The 20,869-nt window shown below is 64.2% G+C and carries 22 protein-coding genes and 1 pseudogene; 12 read left to right on the top strand and 11 right to left on the bottom strand.

The genetic code is table 11. The features are described from left to right. Positions 1-401 precede the first annotated feature (401 nt). From hemP to ACQY4V_RS16415, 3 genes and pseudogenes are all read left to right on the top strand, one after another. On the top strand, positions 402-572 hold the full coding sequence (hemP, locus tag ACQY4V_RS16425) for a hemin uptake protein HemP (RefSeq protein WP_420556851.1): 171 nt from the start codon (positions 402-404) through the stop codon (positions 570-572). Beyond that, positions 572-1,063, top strand: a complete 492-nt coding sequence (locus ACQY4V_RS16420; RefSeq protein WP_428513493.1) for a hypothetical protein — start codon at positions 572-574, stop codon at positions 1,061-1,063. Before hemP ends, ACQY4V_RS16420 begins: the two co-directional genes overlap by 1 nt. 179 nt (positions 1,064-1,242) lie before the next feature. Then, positions 1,243-1,500 (top strand): annotated as a pseudogene (locus tag ACQY4V_RS16415) (DDE-type integrase/transposase/recombinase); the annotation flags it as partial. Between the two features lie 139 nt (positions 1,501-1,639). On the opposite strand, the gene hisN reads toward ACQY4V_RS16415, so the two are convergent. Then, positions 1,640-2,446: a histidinol-phosphatase gene (hisN, locus tag ACQY4V_RS16410; RefSeq protein ID WP_428513491.1), complete on the bottom strand. Its 807-nt coding sequence runs from the start codon at positions 2,444-2,446 to the stop codon at positions 1,640-1,642. Positions 2,447-2,653: 207 nt separating this feature from the next. On the opposite strand from hisN, the gene ACQY4V_RS16405 reads away from it, so the two are divergent. The 4 genes from ACQY4V_RS16405 to ACQY4V_RS16390 all read left to right on the top strand — a co-directional run bounded on the left by ACQY4V_RS16405 (position 2,654) and on the right by ACQY4V_RS16390 (position 7,212). Continuing rightward, positions 2,654-3,661 carry an ABC transporter substrate-binding protein gene (locus ACQY4V_RS16405; protein ID WP_428513489.1) on the top strand — a complete coding sequence of 336 codons (1,008 nt, stop codon included), beginning with the start codon at positions 2,654-2,656 and terminating at the stop codon, positions 3,659-3,661. 85 nt (positions 3,662-3,746) lie between these two features. Further along, positions 3,747-4,781, top strand: a complete 1,035-nt coding sequence (locus tag ACQY4V_RS16400; RefSeq protein ID WP_428513487.1) for an ABC transporter ATP-binding protein — start codon at positions 3,747-3,749, stop codon at positions 4,779-4,781. Beyond that, positions 4,778-6,463: an ABC transporter permease subunit gene (locus ACQY4V_RS16395; protein ID WP_428513485.1), complete on the top strand. Its 1,686-nt coding sequence runs from the start codon at positions 4,778-4,780 to the stop codon at positions 6,461-6,463. The genes ACQY4V_RS16400 and ACQY4V_RS16395 overlap by 4 nt, the downstream gene beginning before the upstream one ends. Continuing rightward, positions 6,463-7,212, top strand: a complete 750-nt coding sequence (locus ACQY4V_RS16390; protein ID WP_428513483.1) for a DeoR/GlpR family DNA-binding transcription regulator — start codon at positions 6,463-6,465, stop codon at positions 7,210-7,212. The genes ACQY4V_RS16395 and ACQY4V_RS16390 overlap by 1 nt, the downstream gene beginning before the upstream one ends. 866 nt (positions 7,213-8,078) lie before the next feature. On the opposite strand, the gene ACQY4V_RS16385 is transcribed toward ACQY4V_RS16390, so the two are convergent. The 5 genes from ACQY4V_RS16385 to fdhD are packed head-to-tail and all read right to left on the bottom strand — an operon-like array spanning position 8,079 to position 12,739. Beyond that, entirely contained in the window at positions 8,079-10,187 is a 2,109-nt protein-coding gene (locus tag ACQY4V_RS16385) for a molybdenum cofactor synthesis domain-containing protein (protein ID WP_428513481.1), read from the bottom strand. After that, positions 10,184-10,675: a molybdopterin-guanine dinucleotide biosynthesis protein B gene (gene mobB / locus ACQY4V_RS16380; RefSeq protein ID WP_428513479.1), complete on the bottom strand. Its 492-nt coding sequence runs from the start codon at positions 10,673-10,675 to the stop codon at positions 10,184-10,186. The genes ACQY4V_RS16385 and mobB overlap by 4 nt, the downstream gene beginning before the upstream one ends. Then, positions 10,672-11,316 (bottom strand): molybdenum cofactor guanylyltransferase MobA, encoded by a 645-nt coding sequence (mobA, locus tag ACQY4V_RS16375; RefSeq protein ID WP_428513477.1) that lies wholly within the window; start codon positions 11,314-11,316, stop codon positions 10,672-10,674. Before mobA ends, mobB begins: the two co-directional genes overlap by 4 nt. Beyond that, positions 11,313-11,858, bottom strand: a complete 546-nt coding sequence (locus ACQY4V_RS16370; protein WP_428513475.1) for a YcxB family protein — start codon at positions 11,856-11,858, stop codon at positions 11,313-11,315. Before ACQY4V_RS16370 ends, mobA begins: the two co-directional genes overlap by 4 nt. Beyond that, positions 11,855-12,739 carry a formate dehydrogenase accessory sulfurtransferase FdhD gene (gene fdhD, locus ACQY4V_RS16365; protein WP_428513473.1) on the bottom strand — a complete coding sequence of 295 codons (885 nt, stop codon included), beginning with the start codon at positions 12,737-12,739 and terminating at the stop codon, positions 11,855-11,857. The genes ACQY4V_RS16370 and fdhD overlap by 4 nt, the downstream gene beginning before the upstream one ends. A gap of 61 nt (positions 12,740-12,800) precedes the next feature. On the opposite strand from fdhD, the gene ACQY4V_RS16360 reads away from it, so the two are divergent. Continuing rightward, positions 12,801-13,514: an AzlC family ABC transporter permease gene (locus tag ACQY4V_RS16360; protein WP_428513471.1), complete on the top strand. Its 714-nt coding sequence runs from the start codon at positions 12,801-12,803 to the stop codon at positions 13,512-13,514. After that, positions 13,514-13,837, top strand: a complete 324-nt coding sequence (locus ACQY4V_RS16355; RefSeq protein ID WP_428513469.1) for an AzlD domain-containing protein — start codon at positions 13,514-13,516, stop codon at positions 13,835-13,837. Before ACQY4V_RS16360 ends, ACQY4V_RS16355 begins: the two co-directional genes overlap by 1 nt. 114 nt (positions 13,838-13,951) lie before the next feature. Here the strand turns inward: ACQY4V_RS16355 and ACQY4V_RS16350 are convergent, their stop codons facing one another. The 4 genes from ACQY4V_RS16350 to ACQY4V_RS16335 all read right to left on the bottom strand — a co-directional run bounded on the left by ACQY4V_RS16350 (position 13,952) and on the right by ACQY4V_RS16335 (position 17,392). Beyond that, positions 13,952-14,089, bottom strand: coding sequence for an aa3-type cytochrome c oxidase subunit IV (locus ACQY4V_RS16350; RefSeq protein ID WP_428513467.1), 138 nt, complete (start codon positions 14,087-14,089; stop codon positions 13,952-13,954). An 84-nt stretch (positions 14,090-14,173) separates the two neighbouring features. Next, complete coding sequence (locus ACQY4V_RS16345) at positions 14,174-14,629, bottom strand: hypothetical protein (RefSeq protein WP_428513465.1); 456 nt, start codon at positions 14,627-14,629, stop codon at positions 14,174-14,176. A 7-nt stretch (positions 14,630-14,636) separates the two neighbouring features. Further along, positions 14,637-15,677: an MBL fold metallo-hydrolase gene (locus ACQY4V_RS16340; RefSeq protein WP_428513463.1), complete on the bottom strand. Its 1,041-nt coding sequence runs from the start codon at positions 15,675-15,677 to the stop codon at positions 14,637-14,639. Further along, positions 15,677-17,392 (bottom strand): acyl-CoA dehydrogenase, encoded by a 1,716-nt coding sequence (locus tag ACQY4V_RS16335; protein ID WP_428513461.1) that lies wholly within the window; start codon positions 17,390-17,392, stop codon positions 15,677-15,679. The genes ACQY4V_RS16340 and ACQY4V_RS16335 overlap by 1 nt, the downstream gene beginning before the upstream one ends. 133 nt (positions 17,393-17,525) lie before the next feature. Between ACQY4V_RS16335 and ACQY4V_RS16330 the strand changes: the two genes are divergently transcribed. Next, positions 17,526-18,482 carry an L-threonylcarbamoyladenylate synthase gene (locus ACQY4V_RS16330; protein ID WP_428513459.1) on the top strand — a complete coding sequence of 319 codons (957 nt, stop codon included), beginning with the start codon at positions 17,526-17,528 and terminating at the stop codon, positions 18,480-18,482. A gap of 13 nt (positions 18,483-18,495) precedes the next feature. Here the strand turns inward: ACQY4V_RS16330 and ACQY4V_RS16325 are convergent, their stop codons facing one another. After that, positions 18,496-19,023 (bottom strand): invasion associated locus B family protein, encoded by a 528-nt coding sequence (locus ACQY4V_RS16325; protein ID WP_254702893.1) that lies wholly within the window; start codon positions 19,021-19,023, stop codon positions 18,496-18,498. A 162-nt stretch (positions 19,024-19,185) separates the two neighbouring features. On the opposite strand from ACQY4V_RS16325, the gene ACQY4V_RS16320 reads away from it, so the two are divergent. Then, positions 19,186-20,226: an asparaginase gene (locus ACQY4V_RS16320; RefSeq protein WP_428513457.1), complete on the top strand. Its 1,041-nt coding sequence runs from the start codon at positions 19,186-19,188 to the stop codon at positions 20,224-20,226. Between the two features lie 259 nt (positions 20,227-20,485). Then, a complete protein-coding gene (locus ACQY4V_RS16315) occupies positions 20,486-20,719 on the top strand; it encodes an EF-hand domain-containing protein (protein ID WP_152494603.1) in 234 nt (77 codons plus the stop codon). The last annotated feature ends 150 nt before the right edge of the window (positions 20,720-20,869 follow it).

The following is a 20,869-nucleotide window of genomic DNA, read 5'->3' as shown; positions in this document are numbered from 1 at the left end:
TGGCGGCGTTCCCGGAAAGGATACGCTGCTTGCTCGCATGGCCGGGCGTCCGCTGTGTAGGAAGAGCTCGAACAGATCGGACCCGACGATATTTGCACGTCGAGTCCTGGTACGAGCGCTTTCAGGGAAGCCAAGGCGCAAAACTCGGGCGATTCAAGGGAAGAATTTTCAAGCCATTGAAAACAAATCAATTTCGAACAATTGACAATTCTTACTAAAAAAGTCAGATTAAACGGATCCAGCCATTCCCAAGCGCTCTAGTGCAGGGGTCGCCCGACAGATCCGAATTCAAGGAGGGTCCCGGAGCCGTATCGGCACTCAGGCCGAAGTATCCCGATCCTCCGACATCGTGCCCGGCAACAATTCGTGGGCGCCGAAACCATGAGAGACAGGAGGGCGGAATGGGCGCCATGGACAATACATCGCTCATCGGGGCGACCGAGGTCGACACGATCCCGCTGCACTATGCGAGCAAGCTGACGGATGGCGGCGGGCTGGCGCATATCCAGCTATACGATCAGGTCTACACTCTGCGTATTACGCGCGCCGGCAAATTGATCCTTACGAAATGATGGATCGACCTGAACGCCGCGGCGGCGCACCCGTCGGTTTCCTTCACGATCTCGATCCGGTAGAGGCGAGCGCTGTAATCTATTTGCGCATGTGGTTCGACGGGCCGGACGCGCAAAGCCTTGTCTGGAATGATTTTGCAACGGCTCTCGGTCCCAGGGCGGGACGCAGGGAATTGCAGAATTTCGAACAAATGTGCAGCCTCTGTGCCAAGCACGGCCGCCGCCCATTGGTGCGCCACCAGGTGCAGTGCAGGTGTCTGGGCGGCGATGAGGCGACATTCGCCAATATCGTGGCCCACGCCGCGGAGGGCGAGCGCGAGGATGCGTTCCTGATGGCTGCGAACCTTGTCCGGCCCGATATGGCCGCTGTCATCGTGGCACTTGCGCAGGAGTTCGGCATGACACTGCGGCGCATGATGGGCATGTCAGGTTACCATCCGGCCACATTGCCGACACCGATCGACCACCCCGATCCAACGAAACTCCACTAAAAAAGTGGAGAGCAAGAATAGGCAACCCGGTCACGAACATGTCCGCGCATCGCTGGTCACGATGCGCTCCGCGATGGCGGAAGGTCAGACGGGACAAGGTAGCCTAACCGAAATTGAATCTTTCAGTTCCGCAAGGGTCTTTGCCGGCCAGAAAGCCGAGCAGACTTGCAGCACCAGCGAGGTTTGTCGGTTGGCCGGCACAATCGCGCATGACCACCGATCTGGCGTTGCAGGCCCTGCGCACGGCCCTCTGGCGTCGTAAGCCAGAAAGCCAGGTGACAGTGCATTCCGCTCAGGGGTCGCGGTTCACAAGCCGGGATTGGCAGACGTTCCTGCGTCAGAACAATCTCGAAGCAAGACTGAGCCGGTGTGGGAAATTCCACGACAACGCAGCTGCCGAAAGCTTTTTTCACTTGCTGGAGCCGGAGCGGATCAGAGGAATCAGACAGCAGACACTGAACGAGGCAGGTGCCTAGGGACCTAGCAGCACCTCAGATCTGTCAGCTGAGGGCTTGGACCAGCCTTTGGCCGCAAGAGGCTTCTGCGGCAAACAACATTCCAGCTTGCCAGCACGGGTCACGGGCGGGATGGCGTTGTCCTCAGAGCAGCCAGGGCCTCTGCGTGCAGGGGGGCGCTGGCGGCGGCGATAATCTTGCCGTCCGATGCCAATGTGAGAGGCTCGCCATCCCAGTCAGTGATCACACCTCCCGCCCCTTCGACCACCGGGATGAGCGCCATGTAGTCATAGGGGTGCAAGTTCATCTCGAACAGCAGATCGACATGGCCCGAGGCCAAAAGACCGTAGCCGTAGCAATCGCCGCCGAACCGTCGCATGGCAGCCTTTTCCGATAGCGTCTCGAATTGCGCCAGTCCGGTCGCGTCGAAATTGTCCGGGCTGGTCGTGTAGAGGATCGCGTCGGCCAGAGCCGTTCTCCCACTGGTCTGGCAGGGCGTGCCGTTGAGGGTTGTGCGCTGAGCGCGCTGGCCGGTCCAGCGTTCGCCAGTGGGCGGAATAGAGATCACCCCGAGGTCCGGCGTGCCATCGGAGAGGCAGGCGATCAGCGTGCCGAAGGTAGGCATGCCGGAGAGGAAGCTCTTGGTGCCATCAATCGGGTCGATGACCCAGATATGCGAGGACTCCAGTCGCGCGCTCTCCTGTTCCTCTCCCAGAATGCCGTGAGTCGGGAAGGCTTGCGTGATCTGCCGCCGCATCTCGGCCTCGATGGCACGGTCGGCCTGTGTGACGGGCGAGTCGTCGTCCTTTGCCTCGATTTCCAGCGGCTTGCGGAAATAGGTCATCGCCATGGCGTCCGTAACGTCGGCCAAACCTTCGGCGAACTGGGCGAGCCGGTCTGTTTCCGGAAAGGTCGAGAGAGACTGCATGATTTTTCCTCAAATGCGGCGAGCGGCGGGCCGCGAAACATGTGCTTTGAAAATTTATCGTAGACAAATGCCACAAAAACGCAAGACTACACAAATAACCCCAGACTCGTACTTCATGTCGGGCAACCAGAACGGGCCATCGCAAGGGTCCGCAGTCTTCCGGATACAGGTCCGGGCCAACAGAACCGAACCAACAAGGAGATCACCATGAAAACCTGGACACAGACCACCGCGCTGTCGATCGCGGCGCTTGGCCTTGCCGCGCCGGCGCTGGCCGATGAACTGACCGTCTATACCGCCCTCGAGGAAGAGGAAATTGCGGCCTACGTGGAAGCGGCACAGGCCGCCATGCCGGACACCGAGATCAACGTCCTGCGCTTGTCCACCGGCAAGCTCGGTGCGCGGCTGCTGGCCGAAGCCGAAAATCCGCAGGCTGACGTGATCTGGGGTTGGGCTGTCAGTGCGATGATGGACCCTCAGATCCTTGAAATGCTGGAACCCTACGAGGCTGCCGGCTCTGACGTGCTGCCCGAGAAATTCCGCAGTGGCGACGGCAAGTGGTTCGCCCCCATCGGGTATATGGGCGCCTTCTGCGTGAACACCGCACGGCTCGAGGAAAAAGGCCTGCCGATGCCATCGAGCTGGGCCGACCTGGAAGACCCGGCATTCAAGGACGAGATCCTTATGCCCGATCCGAATTCCTCCGGTACTGGCTACCTGCACGTCAACGCCGTGCTGCAGAGCATGGGCGAAGAGGCCGGCTGGGCACAGCTGGACGCGGTCGATCCCAACATGGCGCAATACACCTCTTCGGGTTCCAAGCCATGCAAATCCGCCCGCGTGGGTGAATATACCGTCGGCATTTCACTGGCATTCACCGCGATGCAGTCGATCGAAGAGGGCTATCCGCTGGCGATGGTCTTTCCCGAGGGCGGCGTGGGCTACGAGTTGGAAGCGTCGGGCCTGATGGCAAGTTCGGACAACAAGGAAGCGGCGAAAGCCTTCCTGGACTGGACCATGTCCGACGAGGCGATCGGCCTTTACCAGACCTACAAGGCGCTGATCACTGTGCCGGGTGTCGATGCGTCGGAGGCGGCCGAGAAAGCCGGCCTTCCCGCGGACATCTCGACGATCCTGGCGGATATTGATTTCATCAAGGCGGCGGAGGATCAGACGGCCGTAAAAGATCAGTGGAAAGAAAAATTCGGGCGCTAAGCCCGAGACCGGGGCGGCCTTGGCCGCCCCGACACTTGACGGGCCGGTCGCGAACCTCCCCGACGAATGAGAAAGCACGCCCCACATGTATCTGATAGTCCGCGACGCCACCAAGACCTACGGCAATTTCACCGCCCTCGACCGCGTGTCGATCGAGATCGAGAAAGGCGAGTTCGTCTGCTTGCTCGGCCCGTCGGGATGCGGCAAGACGACTTTGCTGCGGCTGATCGCAGGGCTGACCGAACTGGATGAAGGAACGATCACGCTCGAGGGCGCGACCCTTTCGGATCTTCCGGCGCGCAAGCGGGGGTTCGGGATCGTGTTCCAATCATACTCGCTCTTTCCGAATATGACGGTGGCCGAGAATATCGGTTATGGACTTAAGATTCGGGGCGTTCAGAAAAACGACATCGCCGCACGGGTGCAGGAGTTGCTGGCGCTGGTGAAACTGCCGCAGGTGGCCGAAAACCTGCCGGGGCAACTGTCAGGCGGACAGCAACAGCGCATTGCGCTGGCGCGGGCCATTGCCGTGGATCCGCGCGTCCTGTTGCTCGACGAGCCGCTATCGGCGCTCGATGCCAAGGTCCGCTCGGTGCTGCGCGACGAGATCAGACAGGTGCAGCGCTCGCTGGGCATACCGACGCTGATGGTAACGCATGACCAGGAAGAAGCGCTGGCGCTGGCCGACAAGATTATCTGCATGAACCACGGGGTCGTGGTGCAGGCGGGGACGCCGGAGGATCTGTATCACCGACCCGCCACGCGCTTTGTCGCGGAGTTCATGGGGATCAGTAACCTGCTCTCTGCCGACACGGTCGCGCAGCATTTTCCCGACCTCGTGTCGACTCGTCCTGCGTCAGAGGACAGCTATCTTGCCTGTATCCGACCCGAGCAGATCGAGGTGACCCCTTCCGAAACCGGCGCGGCCGTCGTCCGCAGCATCAGTTTCCTGGGCAACCTGCGGCGTCTGGAAGTGGACGGCCCCGCCGGGTCGCTTTGGGTCGAAACGCATGGCGGCAGTCCATATCACCCGGGCGACCGCGTAGAGCTGAACATCGCACCCGAAGCCTGCACATGGGTCATTGACGACACTGCAGGAACCGGGGCGGTCTCGGCATGAGCGTCACCGAGACGTCATCCCGCGCCCGTACGCGCCGCCGAATTGACGCCGACCGCCTGCTGACGCTGGCTTGCATCGGGTTGCCGCTGCTGGGCCTGATCCTGTTCTTCGCCTACCCGATGGTGATCGTATTCCTGCGCTCGATCACGGTCGGCGACAGTTACGGGTTGGGCAATTACACCGAAGTGCTGGGCTCGTCCGGGTTCTGGCGGGCCACGCGGCATTCGCTGGCGATGGGTGGCGCGACCACCGCGCTGAGTGTGTTCCTCGGGTTCATCATCGCGCATGGCCTTTACCGTTGTGACTTTCGCGGCAAGTGGCTGATACGCAGCGTTATCGTTCTGCCTCTGCTGGCCCCCTCGCTGGTACAGGCGCTCGGGCTGATCTTCCTGCTGGGCCGCAACGGCGTAATCAGTCGCGTGCTTGGGGTTGAAATTGAGATTTACGGGTTCTGGGGCCTGTTGATCGCGAACACCCTCTACGCGCTGCCACAGGCCGTGATGATCATCGGCGCGGCGTTGGTGCTCTTGGACGCCCGCACCTACGAGGCCGCTGAGGTCATGGGAGCGCCGCCGTGGCGGCAATTCCGCGATCTGACCCTGCCCGCCGCGCGCTTCGGCATCCTGAACGCGGCCTTCGTCTGTTTCACCATCACTATCACCGATTTTGGCAACGCAGCCGTGATCGGCGGCGATTATTCCGTGCTGGCGACCGAGATCTATAGCCAGGTCGTGGGGCAGCGAAACTTCAACATGGGGGCCGTGGTGGGCATCATGCTGCTGCTGCCCACGGTGATCTCCTACAGTATCGAGCGGCAGGCAATGAAACGGCAGCAGGCCGGACAAGTCACCGGGCAAGAGCCCTATCGACCCAGTTTCGCTCCGCTGCGTGACATCAGCATGGCGGCGCTGTCATTGCTGATCTGTGCCGGGATCGTTTCGGTGATCGGGATCGTGGTCTATGCCAGCTTCGTCACACTATGGCCCTACAACATGGCGCTGTCTCCCAAGCATTACGATATCACGCTGGCGGGCGGGTATTCATCGCTTTGGATGACGGTCGTGATCTCGCTGGCTGCCGCTGCCGGCGGGACCGTCGCGGTTTTCCTTCTGGGTCTCGGTCTGCGACGCCTGCCCAAGGCGGTGGCGCAACCGATCCAGATCCTGGCCGCGATGCCGGCGGCTGTACCGGGCATGGTTCTGGGTCTGGCCTATATCCTGACGTTCAATTCCACGGCGACGCCGCTTTACCTGCTCTACGGTACCGCCGCGCTGATCGCGATCATAAATTTTTACCACTACCACACACAGAGCTTCCTGACGCTGATGACCGGCTTCCGCCAGTTACCTCTGGCGCTAGAGGAAGCGGCCAATAGCCTTGGTGCCGGGCTGGGCAGTACGGCACGGGACATCGTGGTGCCGTTCATCGCGCCGATGCTGGTTTCGGTTTTCTTCTTTCTCTTCATGCGCTCCATGGTGACACTGTCGGCGGTCGTGTTCCTGACGACACCGGACCTGAGCGTGGCCGCCGTGACGATCATGCGACTGGACGATGCCGGGCTGACGTCGCAGGCAGCGGCCTTCTCGACTTGCGTAATGGCGGTTGTTTGCTTGGCCGTCCTATCTATGAAGGTGTTACTGGCGCTTATGCGACGGCGTGGCGGCAACAAGGGGACGGCATAATGTGGGCGAAGGAGCGTCATCAGCGGATCGTGTCGATGCTGGCGGCCAACCACCAGGTGAGCGCAAATGATCTGGCCGAGATGATGGGGGTGTCGCGCGAGACCGTGCGGCGCGACCTGCTCGACCTTGAAGAGGCGGGAAAGGTGGCACGGGTGCATGGCGGTGCCGTTCTGCCCGAGGCGCGGACAGAGGACCCGTTTCAAAAGCGCATGGTGAACCAGATCCGGGCCAAGTCCGAGATCGCAAAGAAAGCGGTCGGCCTGATCCAGCCGGGGCAAACGATCATGGTGGATGCCGGGTCGACCACTGCCGTGTTCGCTCGGGAGCTTGCGAAGGTGCCCAGCGTGTCGGTGATAACAAATTCTCTGGATATCGCCGCGACGTTGCAGGCCGCAAACATGGATGTACTCCTTGTGGGCGGTCGGATTGCAGCTGATGTGCCCGCCACGGTGGGCGAGCTGACCCTTTCGGAAATACGGCGTTTCGAGGTGGACCTGTGTTTTTCCGCGCCGGTCGCTGTGCATCCCGAAAAGGGGACATATTTCTACGACCTGCAAGAGGCCGAAATCTCTGCCGCAATGGCAGCGCAGGCAGGTCGGGCGATCTTGCTGGCGGATCATTCCAAGCTGGGAGGCACCAGCCGAGTGCGTTCCTGGGAGGTGGAGACGATCGGAGCGCTGGTGACAAACAGAGCCGCGTCCCACGCGCAGCTCGACGGGTTTCGAACGGCGGGGGTCGAGATCGTCTGACCACATCATGCGCCGAAGGCATGAACTCAACCGGGAGGGCCTTTGGCTCCGTTCGGGCAGCGAGGCGACCTTCGCTGCATTTGCAAAAGTTCATTCGTCCAATGGCAAAGCGGCCATCGTTTTAATGGTATTGTTGAGCAGGAAGCTGGAGTCGCAATATCACGAAGAAAAAGGTAACTGGAGCGGAGAGTGCGGGATGCCGTCGTCGCAACCTATGCCGATAGTCTACAGCATTTGCAGGTAAATCGTGCGAAACTCACGAGAAACCGAGAAGTTGTTATCGCAGGAGCAGCATCTGCAGGTTTTCAAAGTGTTTTGAATAGTTCGCCAAACCTTCAAATCCTACAGGGAAATTAATGCTCATTTTGCCATAGGTGCAAGTTTGGCCTGAACCGGGTGGTTGGCGGACGGTTCAGCATACCGCTTGGGCCAGGTTACCAGCAGTACGGCGCAGGCATGCACGTTGTTGCTGTCCAAGGTCTTGCCGATCGCCCCTATGCAGCACTCAAGAGAACAGGTTTCTTTTCCGGCGAGCCAGTTCGCTTTGAAGGATCGATAACGCTTCAGCGTCCAATATTTTGGGCAACTGCAGGTGTCGTCGAAGTGCGGCGCGCATCAATCCCGGCTCTGATGTAGCTGCTTGCGGCACACAAGAACCAGTGGACATCAGCTTGGGCCGTACATAGCCGTCCGGCACGTTAACAAGTCAGGGCAGGTGTGTGATCGAAGAAATCAAACCTCCTGACGCTTCGCGATCCATTCAAGAGTCGTGCTATGCCGCCATTCGATGACACGCGACGAGAAGGTATGACACGACAAGGATACCGCTCCGGCGGGAGTATTTCGGGACCGGTGAGAGCGACTGCCTAGAGGAAGCTGGCGAACGGGATGTAGGTGACCGGGTCGCCGGGGGAGATCGTGGCCGCACCGTCGGGAAGCTCGACCAGTCCCTCGGCCCAGCTGAGGCCGCTGATCCGGCCCGAACCTTCGGATTTGAAGACCTCTGCCTGTCCGTCGGTGACGCGGGCGCGCAGGTATTCGCGGCGACCGGGTTTCTTGGACTTGGAAAAGGCGGCGGGGACCTGAAAGCCCTGTGGGTGGCGCCAGCCCTGACCCGACAGGAGTCCCATCGCGGGGCGGGCGAATATCAGTGTGCAGACCAGCGCGGCAACCGGGTTGCCGGGAAGGCCGAAGACCGGCGCGCCGTTCCAGAGGCCGAGTGCGAGGGGGCGGCCCGGCTTGACGGCGATGCGCCATTGCGACATCGCGCCGGCCTCGTTCAGGAGGGCCGAGACGTGGTCTTCGTCGCCCGCCGAGGCGCCGCCGGAGGTGAGGATCACGTCGGCCTGTTGCGCGCCGCGGTCGAGTGTGGCGCGAAGCGTGTCGCGGTTGTCGGGGGCGCGTCCCAGGTCGATGGGCGTGAACCCGAATTGCTCGACCATTCCCAGGAGCATGGGGCGGTTGGCGTCGAAGATCTGGCCGGGGGCGGCGGTGGCGCCCGGTTCGACCAGTTCGTCGCCGGTGGACAGCACCGCGACACGCAGCGGCGTGTGGACCGAAAGGTCGGTGTTCCCGGTGGCCGACAGGAGGGCGAGGTCGGCGGGGGTGAGCCTGCGGCCCTGGCGGAGGATGGTGTCGCCCGCCTTTACGTCCTCGCCCGCCTTGCGGGTGTTCGCGCCAGGCTTGATGCCGGAGCGGAAGGCGATAGCGGTGTCGCTGGCGGTGACGTCCTCTTGCAGGATGACCGTATCGACGCCCTGGGGCAACGCGGCGCCGGTGAGGATGCGGATGGCATGGCCCGGGGGAACGGTGCCCTCGAACGCCATGCCGGCGGCGGCGCGTCCGGGGATGAGGGGCACGGTCTGGTTGCCGTCCGTCAGGCTGGCATGGGCGAAGCCATAGCCGTCGACGGCGGTGTTGGGCAGGGGCGGGTTGGCCCGTTTGGCAGTCACATCGGCGGCAAGGATCCGGCCGAGGGCGCGGTCGAGGGGCAGCGGTTCGGTGCCGACGACCGTGTGAAGCCGGTCTTGTAGCAGGGCCAGCGCGTCGTCCACCGGCGTCCAGTCCACACCGGCGGGCAGGGCGAAACAGTCGTCGCGCAGCGGCGGGGGGTGCAGGATGTCGTCGGCGGCGGCCATCAGTTTGTCCTCGTGTCCAAGCCCCATGATCCAGCCTTCTACAGGGGCGTCGACGTCCAGCATGGCGGCCAGCGCACCGGGGTGCAAGCGGGCGACGGCGCGCGCCAGCAGGCGGACCTGGTGGGCGTCGCGAATGCCGCCCCGTGCTTCGGCCCGCTTGACGATGGGGTTGATGAGGCCGGGCCAGATTTCCACCAGGGCGACGGGGGTGTCGAGTGGCTCGAAGGGCCATGTGGCGATCAGCCCGGGGAAGCGCTGGCGCAGGCGGTGCAGGACGGGCAGGCCGGTGAGGACCTGGCCGCCGACCGCGCCGGCACCGGAGAGTTGCCAGCAGGTGAAGCTGCCCTTGGCTTGCTCTTCGACCGCGCGGCGGTCGGGAAAGAGATTGCGGTAGCCTTGCTTGGTGCGCGGCAGGCCGGGGACGTCGTGATTGGGGCGGCCATTGCCCCAGAAGGGGCCGATGCCGTTGCCGAGGACTTGGTTGATCTGGCCTGCGACCTCGAAGCGGTTGTTGGCCTTGGGGGTGTCGGTGACGTGGTCGGTCAGCCATTCCCAGACGGCGAAGGGATCGTCGGTGCCGGTAAGGGCGCGGGCAAAGCCCGACGGGTAGGCGAAGGGGAAGTCGAGACCTATAAAGAGGCGGCGATTGGCGGCGGTCTCAGGCTCGATGAGATCGGTGAGGATCGTCTCGGCTTCCATACGGTTGCGTATATATTGCGGTTCGGCATCGGTTCCGTCGCGGGTGATGCCCAGCCAGATCGCGTCTTTGCGGGGTCTGGTTCCCGTGTCGTTTCCGCCGGACCAGTCGACGATGGCGACCGTGTCGAAAGTCTTCACAGACCCGTCTCGGCGAGGATGAAATCGGCGATGGCACTGGTGTCGTCGAGGTTGAAGACCGGGCGGTCGAGGTCTAGCGCCGTGTCGCTGGCCACGGCGCGGACGGTGGGGTCATCGGGTGCAATGAGCGGATTGCCCGTGACCGAGCGGTGTGCCTCGACCTTGGGGTGGGCGTCGCGCTTGTAGCCTTCGATCAGGACAAGATCGACAGGTGCGAGTTTGGACAGGAGGGTGTCGAGCGTGGCCTCGTCCTCGTCGCGCAGCTCGTGCATCAGGGCAAAGCGATTGCGGGAGGCCAGAAGCACCTCGGTCGCGCCGGCGACGCGGTGGCGGTGGCTGTCCTTGCCGGGATGGTCGACGTCGAAAGAGTGGTGCGCGTGCTTGACGGTGGAAACGGTGAAGCCGCGGCCGGTGATTTCTGTCACCAGGCGTTCCATCAGGCCGGTCTTGCCGGCATTCTTCCACCCTACGATGCCGTACAGTTTCATTTTCGGTCTTTCATCAAGTCTTGCGCCCGCGCCAGATCATCGGGCGTGTTCACGTTGAAGAACGGATCGCCGGGGATGTCAAACATCGCCTCGCGGCCGCCGTGCTTTTCGGTCCAGATCACGACCTTGCGCAGGCCGTCCTGCAAGGCCGCGCGGAGGTCGTCGCGCAGGGCCACGGGCCAGAGGCCGAAGGTGGGGTGGCGGATGAGGCCGGAGCGGGACATGGACTTGGTTTTCTCGTCCTCCCCGCGCGGGGTGGCGGCAAGGACGAGGGGGTGAGGCATGTCCTGTGCCGTGTCGGAGAGGTGGGCGACGAGGGTTTCGGGGAAGAAGGGCGTGTCGGCGGCGACTGTCACGATCGTGTCGGCGCCCTGCGTCGCGGCCCAGTCGAGCCCGGCGAGAACTCCCACAAGCGGCCCGGGGAAATCGGGCAGGGGGTCGGGCAAAACGGGCAGGCCGAACGCGTCGAAGCGGGAGGGGTCGCCATTGGCGTTGAGGGCCATTTCGGAAACCTGCGGGCCGAGGCGTGCAATGACCTGATTAAGGATCGTGCCCTCGCCCAGGGGCAGCAGCCCCTTGTCGCCGCCGCCCATGCGCGTGGCGAGGCCACCCGCGAGGATCACGCCGAGGGGCCTGGTCATTGCGAGGCCTCGAACCAGTGTCTGATGTCGTCCCACATGGCGTCATACTGATCGGCGGGCGCGGCCTGTTTCGGGATGGCGTAGATGAAGCCGCCAGCATACATGAAGAGGCCCAAAGGGTGGCGCGTGACCTTGTCCATTGCGGGCCAATCCACCGACCAGCGGGCGGTGTCGGAAGTCATGGCGAAGCCCTTTTGCGATACGTCGTAGCGGACGGGGCCATTGTAGAGCGGTGAGTCGAGCATTCGGCGGTACATGCCGCGCGCGATGCTGCACATGAAGCCGAACCAGATGAGCGCGGCGACGGCGAAGGGCAGCAGCGTGAGCGGAAGGGTGCCGATCGTGCCGTCCACGTCGAGCCATGCGATCAGCAGGAGGCCGATGGCGATACACCCCGCGATGACGAAGACCATCAGACCGAGGATGAAGGCCTGCATCGGCAGGTAGGCGCGGTGCAGCGCGTTCATCATGGGTTGGCGGTGCGACGCCTTGATGAACAGCTCGACGCCGAGCGGGGCGTTGCTCTGGAACTGGTAGCTCATGCGTCGGCGCTTTTGCGGCGGTGCTTCTTGTCTTCGTCCGGGATCGAGGACGGGTCGGCGTCTCGTACCAGGCGTTCCTCGCCCGCAAGGCACACGAACCGGCGGCCGCGCATCCGGCCGATCAGGGTGAGGCCGACCTCGCGCGCGATCTCGACCCCCCAGGCGGTGAAACCTGAGCGGGAGGCCAGCGCGGGGATACCCATGAGGGCGGTCTTTATGACCATTTCCGAGGTCAGGCGTCCGGTGGTATAGAGCAGCTTGTCGTCGGGCGATACGCCTTCCGACAGCATCCAGCCGGCGATCTTATCGACAGCGTTGTGGCGGCCGACATCCTCCATGTAGACCAGCGGGCGGTCGCCCTGGCACAGGACGGTGCCGTGTATCGCCCCGGCCTCGAGATAGAGCGACGGGGTGCGGTTGATCGTGCTGGCGAGTGCGTAGAGGTCCGAGGTTTTCACCCGCAGGTCGGGCAGGGTCGTATCCTCCAGCCCCTCCATCATGTCGCCGAAGACGGTGCCCACGGCACAGCCCGAGGTGCGGGTCTTTTTCTTCAGCTTTTCCTCGTAGGTGGTTTCGCCATCGGTGCGCACCACGACGGTTTCGAGATCCTCGTCGTAATCGACGCCCTTGACCATCTCACCGTCCTTGAGCATCCCCTGGTTTCGCAGGAAGCCGAGGGCGAGATAGTCGGGGTAATCGCCGATGGTCATGGCGGTGACGATTTCCTGACCGTTGAGGAAGATCGTCAGGGGACGTTCCTCGACCACGGCGATATTCGTCGGATTGCCGTCATGGTCCACTCCGTCCACGGCCCGCGTCAGGCGCGGCGCCTTGGGGTCGGGAGCGATGATATACGCGGTCGGAGTGTCGGTCTTCGCCAATTGCGATCCCTCTCATTGCAGGATAGGCAGCCATCAACAGATGCTAACCTAGGGCGTCGGGATGACAACCGAAACCACCAAGTCGATCTTCTTGAAAGGGGTGCGCGATGCGGCGCCCTTTATTCTGGTGGTGTCGCCTTTTGCCACGCTGTTTGGCGTGGTGGCGACCGAGGCCGGGCTGAACGTATTCGAGGCGCTGACCTTTTCCCTGGCGGTGATCGCGGGGGCGGCGCAGTTCACCGCGTTGCAGCTAATGGTCGACAACGTGCCGGTCATCCTGGTTCTGGCCTCGGCGTTGGCTGTGAACCTGCGAATGGCGATGTATTCCGCCTCGCTGACGCCGCATCTGGGCGCGGCGCCGCTGTGGCACCGTGCGTTGGCGGCGTATTTCATCGTCGACCAGAGCTATGCCCTGGCGACCTTGCGATACGAAAGAGAGCGGCACTGGACGCTGCGCCAGAAGCTGGCCTATTTCTGGGGAACGGTCGCCCCGGTTTGTCCGTTCTGGTACCTGTTCACGGTGATTGGTGCCGTGGTTGGCGCGTCGATCCCGGAATGGATGGCGCTGGACTTCGCGGTGCCGATCACCTTTATCGCGCTGATCATGCCGATGCTGCGGACCCGCGCCCATCTGGCGGCGGCGCTGGTGTCGGTGGTGGCGGCACTCGTGCTTGCCTTTCTACCCTATAACCTCGGCCTGTTCGCGGCCGGTATCCTGGCGATGATGACCGGGGCCGAGATCGAGCGGCGCACGCAACCGGACGGGAGCGCGTGATGGACAGCGCGACCGTCTGGACCGTGATCGTCCTACTGGGGCTGGGCAGTTACGCGCTGCGGTTCTTCTTTATCGGCATCGTCGGGGACAGGCCGCTGCCGCCCTGGCTGCTGCGGCACCTGCGTTATACGGCTGTGGCGATCCTGCCGGGGCTGGTAGCGCCATTGGTGCTTTGGCCCGCGGCGACCGAGGGAGAGCCGGACCCGGCGCGCCTGGCCGCGGCGGCTGCGACAATCGTTGTGGGCGGATGGACGAGGAACGTCATCGCTGCGATCCTTTCGGGTGGCGTGACGCTATACCTCATGCTGTACGTGGTGGGCTGACGGGCGCCGATCCCGCTGGGACGGCGCGTCTCGGGGCAGCCCTGTCGAACGGCAAAAGCCCCCGGCGGTGACGCACGGAGGCCTTTGCAACCACGCCGACGGGCGCAGTGAGAATCAGGCGTTGATCATCGCCAGGAACACGAGAAAGAGTATCGACCCACCCGCGACATAGGCCGAAGCCTTTAGAAAGCCCTCGAAGGTCTTTTCCTGAACCTTGATATCCATTTCGCCGTGCTTGTGTTCGTTGGCCATGATCCCGATCCTTGTGTGCGGTTGTCACTGTTTGCGACTGGATAACGGATTCCGATGTGGCTGTCACGGCCTGGAACGTCGCAGTCAGGCCGAGGTTTCGAGATCCTGCGCCAGGCGGAAGCCGATGCGCACCGGCTCGGCGGTCTCGGGCGGCTTGGGCAGGGCGCGGAGCATCACGCCAAGCTGGCTGACATGCTGGATCAACTGAGTCTTGGCGCCCGAAGGATCGGAGCCGTAGAAGGTGACTATGTCGGGGTCGAAATAGCCCATCCCCTCGATCCGCAATGTGCCGGGGCCGCCGCCGGCGAAGCCCATGGCGACCTCGTGCTCGTTGTCGAGCGTCTTCTCGAAGTTCTGGATATAGAGAATCAGCCGCTCGTAGGCCCATTGCGCGGGGCTTTTTTCAGCCACGGCCTGCTTGTTGGCCAGTTTATCGGGCACCTCGGTGCAGCGCGTGTCGGGATCGGCGTGGACCTCGTGGCAGCGGGCGAAGACCGCGCGTTCGACATGTTCGGCTGTGGTCTCGATCTTGTCGTCCATGGCGGGTCTAGTCCTTCGCTTGCCAGAGCCACGCGCCGTCGTCGTTCAGGGTCCGCGTGATGCGGCCAGCCTGATGCAGGTGGTTGAGATGTGCAACCGCCTCGACCAAGGCAAGGCCGTAGGTGCCGCCGTCGATCTTGCGCTTGAAGAGCGGCGGGAAGCACTCGGCCGCGGTGCGGGGCGTGGCGAGGTGTTTCTCAAGCCGCTTGAGCGCGCCGTGGTGGTTCTCGGCCAGTTGGCGCATTCGGGTAGGCAGGCCGGTGAAGGGCAGCTTGTGACCCGAGAGGACCAGCTGCTCGGGGCGGGCAAGCGCAGACAGACGTTCGCAGCTTTCCAGCCATTCACCCAGCGGGTCGGCGTCGGGCTCGGTCGGGTAGACGCCGATATTGGGACTGATCGACGAGATGATCTGGTCGCCCGCGATCACCAGCGCATCGTCGCGCGACCAGAGCGTCAGGTGTTCGGGCGCGTGGCCGTGGCCGACGTGGATATCCCAGGTGCGGCCCCCGACGGTGAGCGTGCCGCCCTGTTGCAGGCGGGTATAGCCCACGGGGATGGGCGCGCAGCTGTCGGCGAAATTGAACGGACGGTCGTTCTTGCGGGCCTCGAAGATGTCCGGATCCATGCCCGCGCGGAGCCAGAATTCGAGCGCCTGGGGCGTGGGGCGCTCCTCTACGTCGAGGATCAGCATCCGGGCCATCAGGTAGGCGGTGCGCGTCATTGATAGCTCCGCGCCGAAGCGGTCCATCAGCCAGCCGGCCATGCCGATATGGTCGGGGTGGTGGTGGGTGAGGATCACGCGGGAGACGGGCTTGCCTTGCAAGGGGCCGGCCAAGACATCTTCCCACAGCGCGATGGAGCGCTTGGTGCGCACGCCGGTATCCACGATGGTCCAGCTGTCGCCCTCGTCCAGCGCGTAGATGTTGACGTGATCCAGCGCCATGGGCAGGGGCAGGCGGATCCACAGGATGCCGGGCGCGACCTCGACGGCCGCGCCGTGATCGGGGGCTTCGTCCCAGGGGGTGGTGATCTTGCTTCCGTCGGCCATCAGGCTGCGAAGTCTTCTGGGGCGAGGGCGTAGAGGTCATCCGCCCCGGCGGTGGCGTGGGCGATATGGGCCTGCGCCTCGGGCAGGATACGGGTGATGTAGAACCGCGCGAGGCGCGTGCGGGTGCCATCGGTGTCGTGCATCGCCGCCAGCAGGTGCGCATGGCCGCCAAGGACGCGCGCGAAGGCCCGCAGGAACGGCACGGCCCCGGCGAAGCGGTTGTTCATCTCGGTCTGCGCGACCATCCACTCGGTCGCCTCGCGCAGCGATTCGGTGGCTTGCCAGACCGGCTCGGCCAGCTCGGGCTGCTTTGCGCGGGCGGCCTCGGCGGTGCTTTCGATCTCGTCGAGGAGGGCATAGGCGGCCTCGCCCCCGTCCATCAGCTTGCGGCCCACGAGGTCCATCGCCTGGATGCCGTTGGTGCCCTCGTAGATCGCGGTCACGCGGACGTCACGCAGGTATTGCGCGGCGCCGGTTTCCTCGATGAAGCCCATGCCGCCATGCAGCTGGATGCCCATGTTGGCGACGGAAATGCCGGTATAGGTGCCGAAGGCCTTGGCGATGGGCGTCAGGAACGCGGCGCGCGCGGCCCAGTCGGGCTCGGCGGTGGCGGTTTCCATGTCGATGGCGGCGGCACAGGAAAGCGCGATGGCGCGGGCGGCAAAGACCTCGGCCTTCATCGTAGCCAGCATCCGGCGCACGTTGGCGTGGTCGATGATGGTGCCGGTGCCGTTCTGGATCAAGCTGCGGCCCTGCTTGCGGTCCTGCGCATAGGCCAGCGCGTGCTGGTAGGCGCCGTCGGCGACGCCCACCCCTTGGGTGCCCACACCCAGCCGGGCGTTGTTCATCATGGTGAACATGGCGCGCATCCCGTCATGTTCCTCGCCCACCAGCCAGCCGGTGGCGCCGTCATACTGCATGACGGCAGTCGGGCTGCCATGCAGGCCCATCTTGTGTTCCAGGCTGACGACCTTGAGATCGTTGGCGCGGCCCGGTTCGCCGTTCTCGTCCGGGATGAATTTCGGCACGAGGAACAGGCTGATGCCCTTGGTCCCCGGCTTGGCGTCGGGCAGGCGGGCCAGCACGAGGTGGCAGACATTGGGGGTGAAGTCGTTGTCGCCCCAGCTGATATAGATCTTCTGGCCGGTGATGGCGTAGGTTCCGTCACCATTGGGCACGGCCTTGGTGGAAAGCGCACCGACGTCGCTGCCGGCCTGCGCCTCGGTCAGGTTCATGGTGCCGGTCCACTCGCCGCTGACCAGTTTGGGCAGGTAGGTCTGCTTGAGCGCGTCGCTGGCGTGATGTTCCAGCGCCTCGATCTGGCCTTGCGTCATTAGCGGGCTGAGTTGCAGCGACAGGCAGGCGGCGGACATCATGTCATTGACCGCGGTTGTGACCACCATCGGCAGACCCATGCCGCCATGCTCGGGATCGGCGGCGATGGCGACCCAGCCGCCCTCGGCGATGGCCTTGTAGCCCTCGGCATAGCCCGGGCTGGTGCGCACGACGCCGTTTTCCAGCCTGGCAGGATGCAGGTCGCCGGGGCGTTGCAGGGGGGCCAGCACCTCTTCGCACAGCTTGCCGGCTTCGGCGAGGATCGCGGCGGTGACGTCCGGCGTCGCCTCGGCGAAGCGGTCGGTGGCGGTGACGCGGTCCAGGCCGACCACGTGGTCGAACAGGAACTGAAAATCCTCGACAGGGGCGCGGTAGGGCATCGGTATCTCCCGAATGGCGATGGGCGGCGCGGCTTGGAATCCGGCACAGGCATCTGTAACTGTGACTTGGGCTTGGTATCAACACTATTGCACCCGCCCGACACGGCAACAGAAACGCGGCGTCAGACCGACCATGACACTTGAGACACGACACCTGACCGCCGATGCGGAGGGATATGCGCAGGCGGCAGAGGTCTGGCGCGCGGGCGGGCTTGTCGCCTTTCCGACGGAGACGGTTTACGGGCTTGGCGCGGATGCGCGGGACGATCACGCGGTCGCGCGCATCTTCGAGGCCAAGGGGCGGCCCCGGTTCAACCCGCTGATCGTGCATGTGCCCGACGCCGACGTCGCCAGGACGCTGGTGGAGTGGTCGGACGCGGCGGAAATCCTGGCCACGGCCTTCTGGCCCGGGGCGATCACGCTGGTCTTGCCGATCCGGGGCGGGGCGGGGCTGTCCCCGCTGGTGACGGCGGAGTTGCCCACGCTGGCGGTGCGGGTGCCCGCGCATCCGGTGGCGCAGGCGCTGCTGCGCGCCTTCGGCGGGCCGGTGGCGGCCCCGTCGGCCAACCCCTCGGGGCGGATCAGCCCGACCGAGGCGGCGCATGTGGCGGCGGGCCTGTCGGGTCGGATCGAGGCGATCGTCGAGGGCGGAGCCTGTGACGTGGGGTTGGAATCGACCATCCTGGGGCTGGACGGCGCGCCGACGCTGTTGCGGCCCGGGGGCATTCCGGCAGAGGCCATTGAGGCTGCACTGGGCACATCGCTGGAGCGGCACGTCGAGGGTGGCACGCTGACCGCGCCGGGGCAGATGACCTCGCATTACGCGCCGGGAGCGGCGGTGCGCCTGAACGCGACCGAGGTGGCCGAGGGCGAGCTGATGCTGGGCTTCGGGCCGATGGAGAGCGACCTGAACCTGTCGCCCACCGGCGACCTGGTGGAAGCGGCCGCGCATCTTTTCGGGTATTTGCACCGGCTGGACGCCGCGAATGTGGGCGGAATCGCCGTGGCACCGATCCCGGACAGCGGGTTGGGCCGGGCGATCAACGACCGTTTGCGCCGCGCGGCGGCCCCGCGCGACGTCATCGGCTAGCTTGCGGCCAGGCTTACTTGCAGCGGTTCTCGGCTTCTTCCAGGGCGGCGGTGTAGCCCAGGAGCGAGAACGTGTCCTTGGTGACCGTGCCCCGCCCGGACCGCGCGGTGAGCACGGCATCGGCGCCCCGCTTCATCGCCGCGATGATCTTGGCGTCGTCGGACGCGCTTGCCGGCCAGGCCCACTCGCCCTCGGTGAACATCTCGAACTCGGTGCCGCCGATATTGACGTTCACGGTCGAGCCGCCCGCAAAGGGGTAGCCGCCGGTAAAGGTGATCTGACCGTCCACGCCCGCGCCGGGCCGGAAGAAGGTCATCAGCAAGATGTCGCCACGGCGGACGGCGACGACGCGCCCATCCTTGGTGTTCACCGTCTCGGTGGGTGAACTGACGGCCCAGCACTCTTTCGGGTCGGCGTCCTCGAACACGCTCCAAGCGGTTTTCGCGGCGACCTGGTTGGTGCTTTCGTCTTGTGCGGTTGCGCCCGACGCGACCATGGCCAACAGGGCCGCGGCGGCGCCGAATGCTTTGAATGATCCCATTTGTCCAGCCTCCAAGCTGTCCTTTTGCCTCAATCGTCCCTGGCGGCACTCATCCCCTGACGGGATTTTCTGCACGTGCAGCCATTTCCTTCTCGACATTGCAATACTAGCCTGAAACACGCGAGACATGAAAGGTGCAATTGGCGAATTTTCGCCGTAGGAATGACGCGCCGAGACGACCAGCCCGACGACCGGAGGCCCCAAGTGACGAATGCCGTTCCCCTGACCGAAATCTGGCGTGGAGACATCGTGGAAAGCCTGCATCTGGGCCATGCCGTGATCTGCAATGCGCAAGGCGAGGTGATCGAGGCATGGGGCGACCCGGACGCGGTGATATATCCGCGCAGCTCGGCCAAGATGATCCAGGCGATGCCGCTGGTTGATAGCGGTGCGGCGGATGCGTTCGGCCTGACCCAAAAGCAGCTGGCACTGGCCTGCGCATCGCACCAGGGCGCGGCGGTGCATACCGATGCGGTGACCGACTGGATCCACGGGTTGGGCCTGAGCGACGACGATTTCCGCTGCGGCCCGCAGATGCCGCAGGACCGCGCCGCGTTCAACCACCTGATCAAGACCGACGGATCGCCCTGCCAGGTGCACAACAACTGTTCCGGCAAGCATGCCGGGTTCATGACCCTCTCGAAGCACCTGAACGGCGGGCCCGAATACGTGGACCCGGACCACCCGGTGCAGCGCGCCTGTTTCGAGGCGTTCGAGGAGTTGACCGGCGCGCGCAGCCCCGGATTTGCGCCGGACGGGTGCAATGCGCCCAACTCGATCACCACGATGCGCGGGATGGGGCGCGCCATGGGCTGGTTCGCCAATGCCACAGAAGGCGGTGGCGCTCGGCAGGATGCTGCGGTGCGGCTGCGAGAGGCGATGATCGCCAATCCGCTGTTGGTGGCGGGCGAGAAACGCGCCTGTACCGAGCTGATGAAAGCCTGCCACGAGCCCGTGGCGCTGAAGACGGGCGCCGAAGGCTTCTTCGTGGCCATCGCGCCGACCAAAAAGCTGGGCATCGCGCTCAAAGTTGCGGATGGCAGCACGCGGGCCGCGAATTGCACCATCGCCGCCTTGCTGGTGCGCATCGGTGTGCTTGCGCCCGAGCATCCGGCGACGCTGAGATTCATGAACGCGCCGATCCTGAATCGCCGCAAGGTGCGCACCGGAATCGTGAAGCCGGTCGACGGGCTGCTGGTGTGACTCTTCAAGGTGTCGCGGCGCCTTTGACGACATCCTGCCGATTGCCGTATCCGCCATGCGCTGGTTTTCGCGTTGCGGCGTTTCCCTGCCCAACACCGGCAGCACAATGCCGAGGAAAACCGACGCTTTAGGCCTGATTTCGCACGAACGGCTTTCGTCCGGCGACAGGCACTTTCGGGATTGGAATGGCGCGCTCATGTTCAGGGTCCGCGGGCAGAAACGCCCCGGACAACCTGAACCCAGAAAAGGGAAACCAAAGATGACCAAGACACTTTCTGCAGCGACGTTCGCGCTTGCCCTGACCGTACCGGCCCTGGCCTTTGCCTTGGAAGCGGATACCGACGGCGACGGCATGGTCTCGATGGAAGAATTCCAGGCCGCGATGCCCGATGCGCCGGCCGGCACTTTCGAGCAACTGGACTCTGATGCCGATGGCATGCTGAGCGAAGCCGAAGTCGCGGCAGGACAAGAGGCGGGCATCCTTCCCGCCTAGGCCGTCACCCGGCCGGGGCGTGCGCCTTTCCCCCCATCCTGAGCGCGCGCCCCATTCTTACGCCCGTGGTGTTTCATGAAACACCCGGGCCGCGGCACGGGCCGGAAGGCGGGCACATTCCCCAGATGAGTGCATCGGTGCCCGTCCTCT

Origin of the sequence: Roseovarius sp. (assembly GCF_965277045.1) — a bacterium.
Taxonomy (GTDB): Bacteria; Pseudomonadota; Alphaproteobacteria; order Rhodobacterales; family Rhodobacteraceae; genus Roseovarius.
The sequence above is the reverse complement of the archived record's forward strand: the minus strand, read 5'-3'. Positions and strand labels throughout refer to the sequence as shown.